Origin of the sequence: Marinobacter santoriniensis NKSG1, from assembly GCF_000347775.1 — a bacterium.
GTDB classification, from domain to species: domain Bacteria; phylum Pseudomonadota; class Gammaproteobacteria; order Pseudomonadales; family Oleiphilaceae; genus Marinobacter; species Marinobacter santoriniensis.
The window spans coordinates 447,184-463,298 of the sequence record NZ_APAT01000015.1 but is presented as its reverse complement, the minus strand read 5'-3'; the positions used below and the strand labels follow the sequence as shown (position 1 = coordinate 463,298).

Here is a 16,115-nt window from a genome sequence, read left to right as displayed (position 1 = left end):
TAATTAATTACTCCCAGCCTTTTTGGCTTCTTCCGCGGCACGTTGCCGACGGCGTACCTCTCTCGGATCATTGTAGGCTCGTCCGGGCGTGACCGGCAGGTCCAGCTCGGGCTTGCCACTTTCACCCTGGATGATCCTGGGGGCCTCGGACGACTTGGGTTCCGGGGCCTTCTGCTCCTGGGTGGCTGGCGCAGTCGAGGGCTGCTGAGGCGCCGCGGCGGACTCTTCCTTCGCCGGCTTCTCGTTGGCCTTCTCTGCGTTTGCCTGTACAGACGATTGGCTGGATTCCTCGGGTTTGGAAGCCGGTTTTTTCTCAGCTTCTGTTACCTTGGCTGCCGTGTCAGCGTCGGGCGAACCAGTCTTCGCTTTCGGCTTGGGTTCACCGGCCTCAGATTCAACGGATTTCGCCTTGGCAGGTTCGTCCGTCGGCTTGCTGACGGGCTTTTCGCTGCTTTCGGATGCCTTTGCGTTCGGTTTTTCCGCGGGCTTCGGGCTTTCCTCCGCCTTCATCGGCTGGTCGGCCTTGGCATCCTTCGGCTTCTCGGACTTCGGGGCTTCGGACCGGGCTGATTCACTTTTCTCCGGTGCCTTGGCCTGTTTGGCGGTTTCAGGGCCCGCTTTTTCATCGGAGGCCGCTTGGGCCTTTTCCGACCCGGCAGGCTGCTCCTTGTTCGTTCCGGTCGCTTTATTCTCCGTGCGAGCCTTGCTCTCACCAGCTTGTGATTCCTTGCCGGGTGCCGCCGTTTCCGGGGCTTTCTGCTCCGGTTTTCCGGAATCAGGTTTGGATGAGGACGCGGCCTTCTTGGGTTCCGGTGCCTTCGAATCGGCTACGGGCGCCTTTTCCTTTTCTGTTCCTTTATCCGATGCTGTCTCAGGCTGAGTGTCCTTCTGGTGCTTTTCGCTCCGGGCGGACTTCCGTTCCGCTGGCGTGCTCGAAGGCGCGTCGGCCGGCGAACCATCGCGATTTCTCTGGCGACGGGGCTTGCGGCGCTTGTCTTCGGAGCCGTTTACTTTGCCACCCTGATCTTTCGGACCTTTGTGATCCTTCTGGTCCTTCTGATCTTTCTGGTCCTGGCCCTTCGCCTGTTGCTGGTCCCTGGTATCCTTCTGGTCCCGTGATGGCTTGTTGCGGCCCTGGCTGCGACCTTTGTTGTCCTTCCGGCTGTTGTCGCTGCTCTTGTCCTGCGACTTGTCAGCGGAACCCTGGCGGCCCTGTGCACTGCGGTTCTGGTCATCGTTCCGGTTGCGACCCCGGTTCCGGCCGCGATTGTCATCGTTGCGCGACTGCTGCTGGCCGCCCTGGCGACGATCAGCACCACTGCGCTTGTCGCCGGAGTTCTGATCTTCCCGGGCTACGCGGGATTTGCGGCGGTCCTGCCGACCCTGGTTGCGGCGATCTTCCCGGGTAGGGCGCCTGTTCTGGGTTTGCTGTTCAGTCTGATCTTCCTCGCCATTGAAGAAGCAGGCGATTTTGCGTCCGAGGCGACGGAAAAGACCTTCTTCCTGAGCGCCGTTACCAGCGTCCTCGGCTTTGGCAGCCGGTGCAGGTGCCGGAGCGCTGGGCCGAATGGCTTTCACTGCGGCCTGCTCGCGGACGGGTTTATCGGCGCTTGGCGCTTCGAAAATTTCCTCTTCGCGTACCGTGTATTCCTGGGCCACCTGATGGCTGGAGATGTGCTCCGGCGTCGCTTCATCCAGACGCATCCGGATAATCTCAAAATGCGGCGTTTCCATGTGCGGAACCGGAACCACGACCACAGAGACGTTCTGTCGGGCTTCGATGTCGGCGAGTTGCTTGCGCTTCTCGTTCAGCAGGAACGTCGCAACAGACACGGGGACAACGGCTCGAACTTCGCCGGTTTTTTCCTTGGACGATTCTTCATAGATCAGTCGCATGATGCTCAGGGCCAGCGACTCGATGCCCCGAATGGTGCCCTGGCCTTCACAGCGAGGGCAGACTTCGCTCCGGGTTTCGCCGAGGGAAGGCCGCAGACGCTGGCGCGACATTTCCAGAAGCCCGAACCGGGAGATCTTGCCGACCTGAACTCTTGCTCGATCCAGTTCCAGCGCTTCACGCATTTTCTGCTCGACTTCGCGCTGGTGCTTGGCCGGCGTCATGTCGATAAAGTCGATGACGATCAGGCCCCCCATATCCCGGAGGCGAAGCTGACGGGCAATTTCCTCGGCGGCCTCCAGGTTGGTCTGCAGCGCGGTCTCTTCGATGTCATGCCCCTTGGTGGCGCGGGAGGAGTTGATATCGATCGATACCAGCGCTTCGGTGGGGTCGATGACGATGGAACCGCCGGACGGGAGTTTGACTTCCCGTTCGAAGGCGGTCTCGATCTGGCCTTCAATCTGGTAGCGGCTGAACAGCGGGATTTCGTCCTTGTACAGCTTGATCTTGTTCTCGAATGTCGGCATGACGGCCCGGACGAAGCTGAGTACGTCTTCGTAGACGTTCTCGGCGTCGATCAGTACTTCACCGATGTCCTGCCGGAGGTAGTCCCGGACCGCGCGGATGATGACGTTGCTTTCCTGGTGAATCAGGAACGGAGCCTTGCGCTCGCTGGCTGCCTGGGTGATGGCTTCCCAGAACTGTACGAGGTAGTCCAGGTCCCACTGGAGTTCTTCGGTGGTGCGACCGATTCCTGCAGTGCGGACAATGATGCCCATCGACTTGGGTACCTGAACGTTGCTCATGGCTTCCTTGAGCTGAGCCCGTTCCTCGCCCTCAATGCGGCGTGAAATGCCACCGGCACGGGCGTTGTTTGGCATCAGCACCAGGTAGCGGCCGGCAAGGGAAATGAACGTGGTGAGGGCTGCGCCCTTGTTTCCCCGTTCTTCCTTGTCCACCTGCACGATGACTTCCTGGCCTTCGGCAACCACATCCTTGATGTTGATCTTGCCTTCGATCTGGCCGGGAGACTTCTTGAAGTATTCCTTGGAGATTTCTTTCAGCGGAAGGAAACCGTGCCTCTCGGCACCAAAATCGACAAAGGCGGCTTCCAGGCTGGGTTCAACGCGGGTGATACGGCCCTTGTAGATGTTGGCCTTTTTCTGTTCGCGGGAGCTGGATTCGATGTCCAGGTCAAACAGGCGCTGGCCGTCTACCAGGGCGACGCGCAACTCTTCGGGATGAGTTGCATTGATTAGCATTCTTTTCATGGAAAGAAAGGATTCCTGTCATTGGGTTTTGACAGAAAACCGGGGTGTTCGCATCAGCGAAGCAAAACGTGCGTGCCGCGGCCTGTTACATCGAAAGCAGCCGGCGGCCAGACCGAATCAGACCCTTATGGGGTGCGATTCCGTTGGATCGGTACCACCGCCGACGGTTCGCCTGCCTGCGGGCAGTGAAGTGTCGATTAGGGTAGGTATCTGTTGACGCATGTTGTCCAATATCTGGTTCACACAGGTGCCTGGGTCTCACGTCGTATTAGTCAGCTGGACGGCCCGGCCTTGCGTGGCATTGATTCTTCGCGATGTCGCCCGTCGGTTTTCCGTACGGTTTCTCTCTCCCGAGGCCTCAAACGGTACTCTTTCGGTCCGTTTCAGGGGATTATCGGGAGCTCTTTCGGTGCCGAAACCCCAAAAGTTGTCGGGATGCCGGCGTTCAAACTCTCTGATAGTGTCGGTATACTTCTGCCGCTCCGGCTTCTGGCTTGAACCGGCCAGGCCGTAGACAAACGACAGAGCACGCCGGAATATAACAGTATTGGGATGGCTGTTCAATCCTCCAATCATCGCTGCCGACAAGGTATCTCATGTCACGCAAGTCCGCCGAGAGGCGACAATCGTCAAACCGGTCCCGATCAGATCGTTCGGCAAAGCAGCGGCGGGACGTTCCGCCGCCTTCCGTGCCTGCAGGTTCGGTAAAGCAGGGCGTTCAGTGGGTAACCGTCGACGAAGATAACCACGACCAGCGGATCGACAACTTTCTCATGGCGCGCCTGAGAGGTGTGCCCAAGAGTATTGTTTACCGGATCATTCGCAAGGGCGAAGTGCGGGTGAACAAGGGGAGGGTACGGCCGGATACCCGTCTCCATACCGGTGATCAGGTTCGCGTCCCGCCGGTGGTTCGCAAGGAAAAGCCGGAGTCGCCCAAGCCGGGCAGTCGCGTTCAGGGGGTGGTGGAGGCGGCGGTCGTCTTCGAAGACGAGCAGGTGCTGGTGGTGAACAAGCCCTCCGGTATTGCCGTCCATGGTGGCAGTGGCCTGAGTTTCGGCTTGATCGAAGTCCTTCGGGCATCGCGCCCTGATAGCCGGTTTCTGGAGTTGGTGCACCGTCTCGATCGGGATACCTCCGGTCTGGTGATGGTGGCCAAGAAACGGTCTGCGCTGCGCTTTCTCCAGGACGAGTTGCGGCACAAGCGAATCCGCAAGTGTTACCACGCGTTGGTGTCCGGTGACTGGCCGGATGCGATCGGGAGGGTCGAGCAGCCCCTGTTGCGGTATGAGATGCCCAATGGGGAGCGGCGAGTCCGGGTGGATGCCGCCGGTAAGGCATCGTTGACCACCTTTTGTTGTCTGAGCCGGTACCAGGGGTATTCGTTGGTGGAGGCCTCTCCGGTGACCGGTCGGACCCACCAGATACGGGTCCATGCGGCCTGGGCCGGTCATCCAATTGCAGGGGATGACAAGTATATGGACGATGCCAGTATGAAGGCTTTCCGTGCGCTGGGTGGGCAGCGCCTTATGCTGCATGCCAGATCGCTGGAGTTCCGGTTGCCCGGTACAGAGCGTTCGGTCAGACTCGAGGCGGCGTACGACGAAGCGTTTGATTTTGTGCTCCGGACCCTGGAGTCGCGTAAAGCAGGACAGACAGTATGAATGTGAAAGTGGTGATTTTCGACTGGGATGGCACGCTTGTGGATTCCGTCGAGCACATTGCAGACAGCCTCCATCAGGCGGCAACGGATCTTGGGTATCCAGCCCTTGAGCGGGAAGCCTACCGGGACATTATCGGCCTGGGCATGGTCGAGGCGCTCGAGAAGCTCTATCCCGGCATTTCCCGGGAGGAGATGAAATCAATTCGCGAAGGGTACGCCGGCTACTTTTTCAGCAAGGTGACCACGCCGCAGAATGTGTTTTCCGGCATGGCCGAGGTTCTGGGAGACCTCCGGCAGTCAGGTCGCCGGTGTTCGGTCGCGACCGGCAAGAGTCGTCGGGGTCTGGAGGGTGCGCTGGAAAGCAGCGGGCTGGGCGTTCACTTTGATATCACCCGTTGTGCGGATGAAACCCGTTCCAAGCCCGATCCCCTGATGTTGCGGGAAATTCTGGATTTTTACCGGGTTGACCCGTCGGAGGCGGTGATGATTGGCGACACTCGTTATGATCTGGATATGGCGCGGCGGATCGGCATGCCCTCCATCGGTGTCGAATGGGGTGTTCACAAGCGGGATGTGCTGGGCGACTACCAGCCCCATGCGGTTGTGGAGTCGGTCGCGGAACTTCGTGATGTGTTGGGCCTGTAGCAGGGAGTTATCATGAGCGATTGGGATGAAGGCAAGCCGCCCGAGTGGGGCGATGAACCCGTGGAGCGCGAGGGAAAGGCTTCCCGTCGTGCAGGTCGGGGTCCGGCGATGCCACCCGAAAGTGGGCGGGACTGGAAGCTGATCGAAAAACTTGTCATGTCGCTGCAGGCGGAACAGCGCCGGAGCCGCCGATGGGGCATTTTTTTCAAGCTGCTGACATTCGGATATCTGTTCGCGATTTTGTTCATGATCCGCACGCCATTGATGAGTGGTCTTGAGGCCTCAGCGGGCGAGCATACTGCCGTGATCGATGTGAGCGGTCCAATCGGAGCGGAAGAAATTGCCAGTGCGGACAACCTGATTGATTCGCTGAGAACGGCCTTCGAGGACGAGGGTGCCAAGGCGGTGCTGCTCAGGATTAACAGTCCCGGTGGCAGTCCGGTTCAGTCCGGCTATGTGTATGACGAGATTCGGCGACTGCGTGAGCAATACCCGGAGAAGAAACTGTATGCCGTTATCTCCGACATTGGTGCTTCCGGTGCTTATTACATCGCATCCGCTGCTGATGAGATCTATGCCAATCGGGCCAGCCTGGTCGGTTCGATCGGCGTCATTGCCGGAGGCTTCGGGTTTACTGGTTTGATGGATAAGCTAGGCATAGAGCGACGGCTTTACACCGCGGGCAAGAACAAGGCGTTTCTAGACTCTTTCTCGCCCGAGAAGCCGGAGGAGGTCGACTTCTGGAAGTCGGTCCTTGAAAACACTCACAAGCAGTTCATTTCGGCGGTGAAGGCTGGGAGAGGTGACCGGTTGGCTGACGATCCCCGGCTGTTTACCGGCCTGGTGTGGAGTGGTGACCAGGCGAAGGATCTCGGGCTGATCGACGGGCTGGGCAGTGCCTCCTATGTGGCCCGGGAAGTGATCGGTGCCGAGAAGCTGGTCGACTACAGTCACCGGAAGTCTGCCCTGGAGGATCTGGTCGGGCAGCTTGGCGTGGCTTTCGGTGAAAGTTTTGCCGGGCAGTTGCTGGAGTCGAGGCTCCAGCTCCACTGATGTCGGCGGGCTACGTCTCCATCAGTGGGTTTCTTCCCCAGTTGCGGAGCATCTCATTCAGTGCGATGAGGGGCAGGCCGATAAGGCTGTTGGGGTCGCGCCCCTCCAGCCGGTCAAAAAGTGTGATGCCAAGTCCCTCCATCTTGAAGCTGCCGGCACAGTCATAGGGCTGTTCCCGCTTCAGGTACCGTTCGACCTCCTCCGCCGTCAATTCCCGGAAATGGGCGGTGAACGGTTCGCAGGTGATTTGCCGGGTTCCGCTTGCTGCGTCCAGCAGGCAGAGCCCGGTCAGGAAAATCACCGATTGCCCGCTGCTCTGGCGTAGCTGGCGTATTGCCGTCTCGTGATCGCCGGGCTTGTGTAGCAGTGTGCCATCCTCCAGTGAAGCGACCTGGTCGGATCCAATGATCCAGGCATCGGGATACGTTTCCACCAGCGCTGCCGCCTTGCTTTCCGCCAGGCGACGGGCAAGCTGCATCGCAGTCTCGTTGGCCTGTGGTGTCTCGTCGATGTCCGGGCTGGCTGTCTCGAAGGAAATGCCGAGTTGTTCCAGTAGTTTCCGTCGGTAAGGGGAAGACGATGCCAGTACCAGGGGGGTTGCCATTGCCACGGTCCTTTTATGGTTGAATACACTTACCTTTATGGTAACGCGACTATAAATGCCAACGAAGTCTTTGACAGAGCGGGGGCGCAGCCCTAAAATTGCGCGCCTATGTCAAAAGCGTCGAACGCCGAGTTGCCCAAGTCTGTCGATCCCTATCGGCTGGCGGAGCATAAAACCACGCTGGAGGGATTCGTTCCACTCAGCGGGCTTTCCCGTTTCCGGGAAGCGGTCCTTGGTTTCGAGGACGGTGCCGGCTGCCAGGTCAGGCTGTCATTCAGCCAGGATAGCGAGCGCCGTCGAATTGTCTCCGGCAAGCTGGACGCAACGGTGGATCTGGAATGCCAGCGTTGCATGAGCCCGATGGCGGTCAGGTTAACCTCGGATTTTGTGCTCGGACTGGTCACGACGGACGAACAGGCGCAGCAGTTGCCTCGGGATCTCGAACCCTTCCTGACGGAAGATTTCAATGCGGATCTCTGGAGTATGGTTGAGGACGAGCTGTTGCTGGTATTGCCGCCTTTTCCATTGCATGGGCTGGACGAGTGTCCGGCTCGGGAAGACCTGGAGGCGTACGAGCCCGATGGCGGTCCGGTTGAGCATGAATCACCGGCAAAAGAGAACCCGTTCAGCGTTCTGGCGGATCTCAAGAAGACAAAACATTAAGCGGTACGTGACGTTTCATTCGAAGTCAGCGTGCCAGGACGAACACACGTTTTCATTACGTTAACAGGTCAGGAGCAAAACCATGGCTGTACAGCAAAACCGAAAGACCCGTTCCAAGCGCGGTATGCGTCGCTCTCACGATGCGCTGAGCACCGCAGCTCTGTCTACCGATTCCACAACCGGTGAAGTTCATCGTCGCCATCACGTGTCTCCGGACGGCTTCTACCGCGGCAAGCAGGTAGTTGAGGCACGCGACGAGTAATTTCGTCGCAGACAGGCGCCGCCCAGTGTCGGATGGAGATACGGTGAAATCAGTCACCATTGCCATTGACGCTATGAGCGGTGACCGCGGACCTGCGATTGTAGTGTCTGCGGCACTGCGGGCGGTGCGTGAAAACGAGGCCTTGAGTATCATTCTGGTGGGAATCCGGAGTGAGCTCGAGGCTTTGTTGTCTGAAGGGCATGACCGGCTTCGCGTCGTAGAAGCCGCGGATGTGGTTCGGATGAACGAGCGTCCTTCCCATGCCCTGCGGCACAAGAAAAATTCCTCCATGGCTGTTGCGCTGGGTCTGGTGCGTGACGGCGAGGCCCAGGGTTGTGTCAGTGCTGGTAATACCGGCGCCCTGATGGCTTTCGGGCGAAGTATCATCCGGATGTATCCCGGTATCGAGCGGCCCGCCATTTCCAAGCTGATTCCGTCACTTCGAGGCCGTTGCCACGTGCTGGATCTCGGGGCCAATGTTGATTCAACCGCCGAGAATCTCTACCAGTATGCGCTGATGGGGTCGCTGATGGCCTCGGCCATTTGTGATCAGACGGAGCCGAGAGTGGCGTTGCTCAACGTGGGCGAGGAAGAGATCAAGGGCAACGAGCAGGTCCGACTGGCCTCTCATATGCTGGCCCAGTGTGAGACCATCAATTACATCGGTTACGTCGAAGGCAGTGATCTGTTTCGGGATGTGGCGGATGTCGTCGTGTGCGATGGTTTTGTCGGTAACATCGCCCTGAAAACCGGGGAGGGTGTCGCCGGCCTGCTCATTGAGTTAATGGAGCAGGCGTTTACCAGGAATCTGTATGGTCGTTTTGTCGGAATGCTTGCGCGTCCGATTATCGGCCGCCTTCTCCAGCTCATGGACCCCTCACGCCATAACGGTGCCAGCCTTCTGGGTCTGCAGGGTGTCGTCATAAAGAGCCATGGCAACGCCAACGAACGGGCGATGCTTGCGGCCATTCGTCAGGCCGTCACCGAAGTCGAGCTGGAAGTGCCGCGGCGAATTAACGAGCGCCTCGACGACCTCATGCTCTGAGCCTGAGACTAAAGTCTGTCGTCCCTCGGCCGGTTATTCGCGGATAATCGGCCAGAGTTGTACTATTGGCTAATCTCCCGCAACCCTTCAATGACGATAAGATTCGCCCTATGAAATCAGCATTTATTTTCCCCGGACAAGGGGCCCAGTCGGTGGGAATGCTCAAAGACGCCGCCGAGACCTGGCCCATCATCAACAAAACGTTCGCTGAAGCGTCGAATGTGCTGGGTTATGACCTCTGGCACCTGTGTCAGAACGGTCCAGCCGATGAACTCAATCAGACCACAGTAACCCAGCCTGCTCTGCTGACCGCCAGTGTTGCGTTGTGGCGGCAGTGGATGGTCGAAGGCGGTCGGGCACCCGATTTCGTCGCCGGCCATAGCCTGGGTGAGTACAGCGCACTGGTCGCGGCTGAAAGCCTCGATTTTATCGAGGCGGTCAAGCTGGTTCGTCTGCGCGGCGAGCTCATGCAGGATGCAGTGCCTGCCGGCGAAGGCAAGATGGCTGCGATTCTGGGCCTGGACGATTCCGATGTGATTGCCGCCTGTGAGGCTGCGGCCCAGGGCGAGGTCGTCTCCGCGGTGAATTTCAACGCCCCGGGCCAGGTGGTGATTGCCGGTGCCGCGGCTGCTGTGGATCGGGCAATCGAAGCCTGTAAGGAAGCGGGTGCGCGCAAGGCAATGCCGCTGCCGGTCAGTGTGCCGTCCCATTGCGCATTGATGAAAGGTGCCGCCGAAGAGTTGGCTGAGGCGCTGAACGAGGTGCGGTTTAACGATGCCGTCATCCCGGTGGTTCAGAATGTTCATGCCTCGGTCGAGACTTCGGCGGATACCCTCAAGGCGAATCTGCTCAAGCAGCTGTATTCACCGGTACTCTGGACGGATTCCGTCCGCACCCTCGTGTCTGAAGGCGTGGAAGTCGCTGTCGAATGCGGCACCGGCAAGGTCCTGGCGGGGCTGATCAAACGAATCGAGCGTAGTCTGACCGTCTACGGAATTGAACAACCGGATGGATTGGCGAAGGCGATCGAAGCCATTGGCCGGTCCTGAAGCGACGAAAGGAGTCTTTCATGTCATTGGAAGGTAAGGTGGCGCTGGTTACCGGTGCTACCCGTGGAATCGGAAAGGCCATCGCGTTGGCCCTTGCAGAGCAGGGCGCCGAGGTTGTGGGGACGGCGACCAGTAGCGAGGGTGCGGAGACCATTTCCCGGACACTGGCCGACGCCGGGCTGAAAGGCTATGGCATCGTCATGAATGTGGCAGATCCGGACAGTATCGAGACGGGTCTCAAAGAGCTGACGGAGAAATCCGGCGCTCCGCTGATTCTGGTGAATAATGCCGGTATTACCCGCGATAACCTGCTCATGCGGCTGAAAGAAGATGACTGGTCATCGGTCATTGAAACCAATCTCTCCAGCGTTTACCGCACCAGTAAGGCGGTATTGCGAGGCATGGCCAAGGCCAGATGGGGCCGGGTGATCAATGTCAGCTCCGTGGTTGCGGGCATGGGCAATCCCGGTCAGGGCAATTACTGCGCCGCGAAGGCGGGGGTTGAGGGTTTTACCCGGAGCCTGGCCAAGGAAATGTCCAACCGCGGAATTACGGCCAACTGCGTTGCGCCGGGATTCATTGACACGGATATGACCAAAAAACTGGACGACAAGCAACGTGAGGCTATGCTGGAAATCATACCCACGGGTCGTCTGGGCAAGCCCGAGGAAGTTGCGGCGGTGGTCGCCTTCCTGGCGTCGGATGCGGCTGGATACGTGACTGGAGAAACCATTCACGTAAACGGCGGAATGTACATGGGGTGAGCCCGATTCGGGGCTCGTGCGCAACGCCTTGTTGCGCAACATGTTTGAATGAGTCCCTGCTTGTTTGCAGGTAGGGTTTAATCTAAACTGGCAGCACTTGAGTTGCTTGGTTGACACACAAAGTGAGGACATTATGAGTACAGTTGAAGAGCGCGTGAAGAAGATCGTTTGTGAACAGTTGGGCGTTAAAGAGTCCGAAGTTCAGAACACATCTTCTTTTGTAGAGGATCTTGGCGCTGACTCACTGGACACTGTTGAGCTGGTTATGGCCCTGGAAGAGGAATTCGAAACCGAGATTCCTGACGAAGAAGCCGAAAAGCTGGGCACTGTTCAGGACGCGATCGACTACATCGTCGCGCACACCTGATACTCTGCGATTAAGTAAGCCAGGCAAAAAGCCGTCCTTGTGAAAGATCGAGGGACGGCTTTTTTATTGGCTGAATATCAGGTTCAATCGGCAAGCTATCAATACAGACAAGGATCAGGTGTAAGGGGATATGACTAAGCGACGGGTTGTCATCACAGGCATGGGCATGCTCTCACCGGTGGGTAACGACGTGCAGGCTTCCTGGGCGGCGATCAAGGCCGGACGCAGCGGAATTGGCATGATCGATCGCTTCGACGCGTCCGAGTACAACACCCGGATCGGCGGATCAGTGAAGGATCTCGACCTGAATACCTACCTTTCTCCCAAAGACGCCCGAAAACTGGACGCCTTTATTCACTACGGGTTGATTGCTGCACAGCAGGCGGTTGAAGACAGCGGGCTGGACCAGTTTGAACAGCTGGATCGGGATCGGGTCGGCGTTGCGATCGGTTCCGGGATCGGTGGGCTGGAATTCATCGAGAAGAACGTCATCCAGATGGTGAAGTCGGGTCCCCGCAAGGTCTCGCCGTTCTTTGTTCCCGCCTCGGTGATCAACATGGTCGCGGGCAATACGGCCATCCGGTTTGGCTACCGTGGGCCGAATATTTCGATTGTCACAGCCTGCACCACCGGAACGCACAACATCGGTTATGCCGCCCGAACCATCGCGTACGGTGATGCAGACGTGATGCTGGCCGGGGGTTCTGAAATGGCGACTACCCGGACCGGTGTCGCGGCCTTTTCCGCGGCACGCGCGCTGTCGACAAGAAACGACGAGCCGGAAAAGGCGAGCCGCCCGTGGGATCGGGATCGGGATGGTTTCGTGCTGAGCGATGGCGCCGGTGTACTGGTTCTCGAGGATCTCGAGCACGCCAGGAAGCGTGGAGCCACCATTTACGGTGAGGTGATCGGGTTCGGCATGAGTGACGATGCCCATCACATTACCGCACCCCCTGAGGATGGCGAAGGTGCGGCCCGGTCAATGGCGAATGCCATCCGGGACGCCGGACTGGAGCCGTCCGCAATTGATTACATTAATGCTCATGGAACCTCGACCCAGGTTGGTGATGTTGCCGAGGTCAGTGCCGTGAAGCAGGTGTTCGGTGGCCATGCCTCAAAACTGGCGATCAGCAGCACCAAATCAATGACCGGACACTTGCTGGGTGCTGCAGGTGCCGTGGAGGCGATCTTCTCCGTGTTGGCCGTTCGGGACGGCGTGTTGCCGCCGACCATTAACCTGGACAACCCGGATGAAGGCTGCGACCTGGACTTCGTCGCCAATCAGAGTCGCAACGCCGATCTCCGGGTCGCGTTATCAAACTCCTTCGGCTTTGGCGGTACCAACGGCACCCTGATTTTCAGTCGTTACGAGAGCTGAGACACTCGTGGTTCGGATTTTCTGGGCGGGTGAGGACAGCCTTCCGGCGGGCGACCGTGGCGCCGCCTATGGTGACGGGCTGTTCGAGACCATCCTGATGCGGGGGCAGCAGGGGGCGCTGGCCGCGCGCCATCTGGAGCGCATGGTCCGTGATGCCGCACGGTTGGGGATCCCCATCACTCGCAGGCAGCTTCAGGAGGCCTATTCCCAGGCAGTGAACCGCTTTGGTGATGCCTCTGCGGCCGCGCCGTGGGTGCTCAAGCTGGTTCTGACGCGGGGCGCGGGTGGTCGTGGCTATCGTCCGCAACCGGGCATGGAGCCCCATCTGCACATCCAGGCGAGCCCGGCCCCATCTGCGCCCGAATTGTCCGGTGTCGAGGCGGATTTTTCACGGGTCCCGCTGACGGTGAACCCTTTGCTGGCCGGCATCAAATCGCTGAACCGTCTCGAGCAGGTCATGGCGGCTCGGGAAATCCAGGGCGAGCTGTTCGAAGTCATCCAGTCCAATGCCCGCGGTGAGCTGGTCGAGGGCTCACGCACCAATCTCCTGTTGGCCTCGGACGACGGTTGGTTCACGCCCCCTCTGGCCGATCTGGCGGTGGCGGGTGTGATGCGGCAATGGGTGCTTGAGCAACTACGGGCCCGTGGAGAGCAGGTAACGGAATCTCCGATTTTGCCAGAGCACGTCCTGGGCAACGGCTGCCGTGGCTTTTATCTTCTCAACAGCGTGCTCGGTGTGGTGCCGGTCCGTCGGCTGGCAGAGCAGGATTTGCCTGTCGATGGCGGACTTGCGACAATCTGCGATCCGCTCCAAACACTGGAATAAGTCGTTTGTTCAAGAAGTTTTTCATCGTCGTTGTTTGCGTTGGCGTGCTTGTGGTTGCAGGCACCGCACTCTGGGCGTCCCAGGGCCTGAAAACCCTCAAGCAGCCTGTATCCCTGGACGAGCCCGTTCTGTTCGATGTGCCTGCCGGCTCGCCCTTCTCCCGGGTAGCCCGGGATCTCGAGGATCAGGGGCTGGTCGGAGACAGCCTGTGGCTGCGGCTATACGGTCGTCTGTTTCCCGAGCGTGCCCGAATCAAGGCCGGCCAATACGAGTTCACTTCCGGTATGTCGGCCCTTGATATGGTCTCAGCCATGGTGGATGGCAAGATCAAACAGTGGAGTGTCCAGTTTATCGAAGGCTGGACGTTTCAGGACATGAGGGCTGCGCTGGCCAGTACCCATCGCCTCAAGCAGAAAACCGCCGACTGGACCGATGCGCAGATCATGAAGGCGGTTGGCGCTGAGGGGGAGCACCCGGAGGGCCGGTTTTTCCCGGATACCTACCTGTTTACCAGCCACGAATCGGATCTGGATCTTCTTCAGCGAGCCTTCGATCGTATGAAGACGGTGTTGTCCGAGGAATGGTCGAATCGTGAGAAGGGGCTGCCCTACAAAACCCCCTATGAAGCACTGATTATGGCTTCCATTGTCGAGCGTGAAACCGGTGTACCGGAAGAACGCAATGATGTTGCCGGCGTGTTTGTCCGACGTCTCGAGAAGGGTATGCGTCTGCAGACGGATCCGACCGTGATCTACGGGATGGGGGAACGCTACAAGGGGCGAATCAGCTCAAAAGACCTCCGGACCTATACCCCCTATAACACATACCGAATCAACGGACTGCCTCCAACGCCCATCGCGCTGCCGGGGCGGGAAGCGATCCACGCAGCGCTGCATCCCGGCGGTGGTAAAGCGCTGTATTTCGTCGCCAGGGGCGATGGGACGCACAAATTTTCGGAGACTCTCGCGGAGCACCAGAAGGCGGTTCGTCAGTTCCAGTTGAATCGGCGTGACGACTACCGGTCGTCGCCATCAGAATCCAATAGCAGCACAGAGGCTCAGGAGCAGAACCCGTGACCCGAGGTCGGTTCATTACGTTTGAGGGTACCGAGGGGGTTGGCAAATCCACTCAGCTGGCAAATGCCGCCGAGATCCTTCGGGATTTGGGCGTGGATGTCATTGTGACCCGCGAGCCGGGTGGGACCCCGATGGCCGAAGCCATTCGCGAGCTTCTGCTGGCACCCCGGGACGAGCCGGTTCACGAGTTGACGGAACTGTTGCTGATGTTTGCCGCGCGGGCACAGCACCTCTACGGACAGATTCTGCCTGCCCTGGAACGTGGCCAATGGGTGCTTTGTGACCGTTTTACCGATGCGACGTTCGCCTATCAGGGTGGCGGTCGCGGCGTGTCCCGCGATCGGATTGCCCAGCTCGAAACGCTGGTGCAGGGAGATATTCGCCCCGATCATGTTGTGCTGCTGGACGCTCCGGTCGAGATCGGGATGGCGCGGGCCCGGCATCGTGGCGATCTCGATCGGTTCGAGCAGGAAGTCACGGCGTTTTTTGAACGCATCCGAAACACCTATCTCGAACGGGCGCTTGAAGCGCCGCACCGTTTTCACATTGTTGACGCTTCAAGGAATCTCTCTGAGGTTACCGCGGATGTTTCGCAGATTGTCCGGGCTATTGTGGCGCGTGAGCGTTGAAGCCTTTTTGGGATAATTAGGGTAGCTAACGCCCGGTTCCGTGCACTTTTCAGGCATATCTGCTTTAATTGAGTGACATTCTCAGTTAAGAACCACTGTCTCCATGCTGGATGCACGCTTACAGAAATTGCCCATTGCATCGCACCAACACCGTCATGAACACCACCAGATTGTGGTAGGCGTCCAGGGCGAAGCGGAGCTCAGTGTCGATGGCAACGGTTCCCACCTGGATACCTGGAAGGCGTGCCTGGTGCCCACAGAGGCGCCTCACGATTACTGTGGCGACAACCAGAACCACGTCATGGTCATCAATCTTGACCCTTACATTCCTGCGCTCAACAGCCCGGCCCATGCCGATTATGACCGTCTTGCGCCCTTGTTTGAAAAAACGAGGACCCTGGATATGGATAGTCGCCTCCAGGGGCTGGTCCAGTTTGCGGCTGGAGAATTCGGTCGGTCTCCGGAGAATGACGCTATGAGGCGGCATCTGGCTGCCAGCATCCTGCACTGCATGGCTGATCGTATGGCGGATCGGAGAGCCCGACTCCCGGCCCGCTACAGCGTGAATCCTGACCTTGTGCGACGTTATATTCTCCGGAACCTGCATCGAAAAATCACGGTTGAAGATATGGCACGCGAGGCCTGTCTGAGTGTCAGCCGCTTCCATGAGGTATTTCGGGAGGGTACCGGGATAACCCCCCATCAGTTTTTGCTGAAAACCCGGCTTGACAAGGCAACGCAACTGCTCACGTCTACCGCACTATCCATAGCTGAAATCAGTTACCGAACCGGTTTTTCCTCCCAGAGTGCGCTGACCAATGCGTTGCGCAAACACAACGGCACGACACCCTCCAGGCTGCAATCGGGTGCCTGTGTTGACTGAATGTCGTGTTCAGCGAGTGGTGTCGTAGGATTCTGCAAAAGAATCG

16 protein-coding genes are annotated in these 16,115 nt (G+C 58.8%); 14 read left to right on the top strand and 2 right to left on the bottom strand.

From position 1 onward, the window contains the following. Window positions 1–3: 3 nt before the first annotated feature. Window positions 4–3,165: a ribonuclease E gene (gene rne, locus MSNKSG1_RS07885; RefSeq protein WP_040886717.1), complete on the bottom strand. Its 3,162-nt coding sequence runs from the start codon at window positions 3,163–3,165 to the stop codon at window positions 4–6. A gap of 596 nt (window positions 3,166–3,761) precedes the next feature. On the opposite strand from rne, the gene rluC reads away from it, so the two are divergent. Genes rluC through MSNKSG1_RS07870 form a run of 3 tightly spaced genes read left to right on the top strand, consistent with a single transcriptional unit; the run spans window position 3,762 to window position 6,523 of the window. After that, window positions 3,762–4,826, top strand: a complete 1,065-nt coding sequence (gene rluC / locus MSNKSG1_RS07880; protein ID WP_083871005.1) for a 23S rRNA pseudouridine(955/2504/2580) synthase RluC — start codon at window positions 3,762–3,764, stop codon at window positions 4,824–4,826. Beyond that, window positions 4,823–5,470 (top strand): HAD family hydrolase, encoded by a 648-nt coding sequence (locus MSNKSG1_RS07875; protein ID WP_008938721.1) that lies wholly within the window; start codon window positions 4,823–4,825, stop codon window positions 5,468–5,470. The genes rluC and MSNKSG1_RS07875 overlap by 4 nt, the downstream gene beginning before the upstream one ends. Window positions 5,471–5,482: 12 nt before the next feature. Continuing rightward, window positions 5,483–6,523 (top strand): S49 family peptidase, encoded by a 1,041-nt coding sequence (locus MSNKSG1_RS07870; RefSeq protein ID WP_008938720.1) that lies wholly within the window; start codon window positions 5,483–5,485, stop codon window positions 6,521–6,523. A 10-nt stretch (window positions 6,524–6,533) separates the two neighbouring features. On the opposite strand, the gene MSNKSG1_RS07865 is transcribed toward MSNKSG1_RS07870, so the two are convergent. Beyond that, window positions 6,534–7,127, bottom strand: coding sequence for a Maf family protein (locus MSNKSG1_RS07865; RefSeq protein WP_008938719.1), 594 nt, complete (start codon window positions 7,125–7,127; stop codon window positions 6,534–6,536). A 108-nt stretch (window positions 7,128–7,235) separates the two neighbouring features. Between MSNKSG1_RS07865 and MSNKSG1_RS07860 the strand changes: the two genes are divergently transcribed. The 11 genes from MSNKSG1_RS07860 (at window position 7,236) to MSNKSG1_RS07810 (ending at window position 16,069) form a co-directional block, all read left to right on the top strand. Further along, window positions 7,236–7,790, top strand: a complete 555-nt coding sequence (locus MSNKSG1_RS07860; RefSeq protein ID WP_008938718.1) for a YceD family protein — start codon at window positions 7,236–7,238, stop codon at window positions 7,788–7,790. A gap of 82 nt (window positions 7,791–7,872) precedes the next feature. After that, window positions 7,873–8,052 carry a 50S ribosomal protein L32 gene (rpmF, locus tag MSNKSG1_RS07855; protein ID WP_008938717.1) on the top strand — a complete coding sequence of 60 codons (180 nt, stop codon included), beginning with the start codon at window positions 7,873–7,875 and terminating at the stop codon, window positions 8,050–8,052. Between the two features lie 43 nt (window positions 8,053–8,095). Beyond that, complete coding sequence (gene plsX / locus MSNKSG1_RS07850; RefSeq protein WP_040886808.1) at window positions 8,096–9,097, top strand: phosphate acyltransferase PlsX; 1,002 nt, start codon at window positions 8,096–8,098, stop codon at window positions 9,095–9,097. 110 nt (window positions 9,098–9,207) lie between these two features. Further along, complete coding sequence (fabD, locus tag MSNKSG1_RS07845) at window positions 9,208–10,146, top strand: ACP S-malonyltransferase (protein ID WP_040886716.1); 939 nt, start codon at window positions 9,208–9,210, stop codon at window positions 10,144–10,146. 20 nt (window positions 10,147–10,166) lie between these two features. Then, window positions 10,167–10,910 (top strand): 3-oxoacyl-ACP reductase FabG, encoded by a 744-nt coding sequence (fabG, locus tag MSNKSG1_RS07840; protein ID WP_008938714.1) that lies wholly within the window; start codon window positions 10,167–10,169, stop codon window positions 10,908–10,910. Window positions 10,911–11,043: 133 nt separating this feature from the next. Beyond that, window positions 11,044–11,277 carry an acyl carrier protein gene (gene acpP / locus MSNKSG1_RS07835; protein ID WP_008938713.1) on the top strand — a complete coding sequence of 78 codons (234 nt, stop codon included), beginning with the start codon at window positions 11,044–11,046 and terminating at the stop codon, window positions 11,275–11,277. A gap of 130 nt (window positions 11,278–11,407) precedes the next feature. Continuing rightward, on the top strand, window positions 11,408–12,655 hold the full coding sequence (gene fabF, locus MSNKSG1_RS07830; protein ID WP_008938712.1) for a beta-ketoacyl-ACP synthase II: 1,248 nt from the start codon (window positions 11,408–11,410) through the stop codon (window positions 12,653–12,655). Between the two features lie 7 nt (window positions 12,656–12,662). Further along, a complete protein-coding gene (locus MSNKSG1_RS07825) occupies window positions 12,663–13,481 on the top strand; it encodes an aminotransferase class IV (protein WP_008938711.1) in 819 nt (272 codons plus the stop codon). A gap of 5 nt (window positions 13,482–13,486) precedes the next feature. Further along, window positions 13,487–14,557, top strand: a complete 1,071-nt coding sequence (mltG, locus tag MSNKSG1_RS07820; RefSeq protein WP_008938710.1) for an endolytic transglycosylase MltG — start codon at window positions 13,487–13,489, stop codon at window positions 14,555–14,557. Further along, window positions 14,554–15,186 carry a dTMP kinase gene (tmk, locus tag MSNKSG1_RS07815; protein ID WP_008938709.1) on the top strand — a complete coding sequence of 211 codons (633 nt, stop codon included), beginning with the start codon at window positions 14,554–14,556 and terminating at the stop codon, window positions 15,184–15,186. The genes mltG and tmk overlap by 4 nt, the downstream gene beginning before the upstream one ends. 103 nt (window positions 15,187–15,289) lie before the next feature. Then, on the top strand, window positions 15,290–16,069 hold the full coding sequence (locus tag MSNKSG1_RS07810) for a helix-turn-helix domain-containing protein (protein WP_008938708.1): 780 nt from the start codon (window positions 15,290–15,292) through the stop codon (window positions 16,067–16,069). Window positions 16,070–16,115 lie beyond the last annotated feature (46 nt).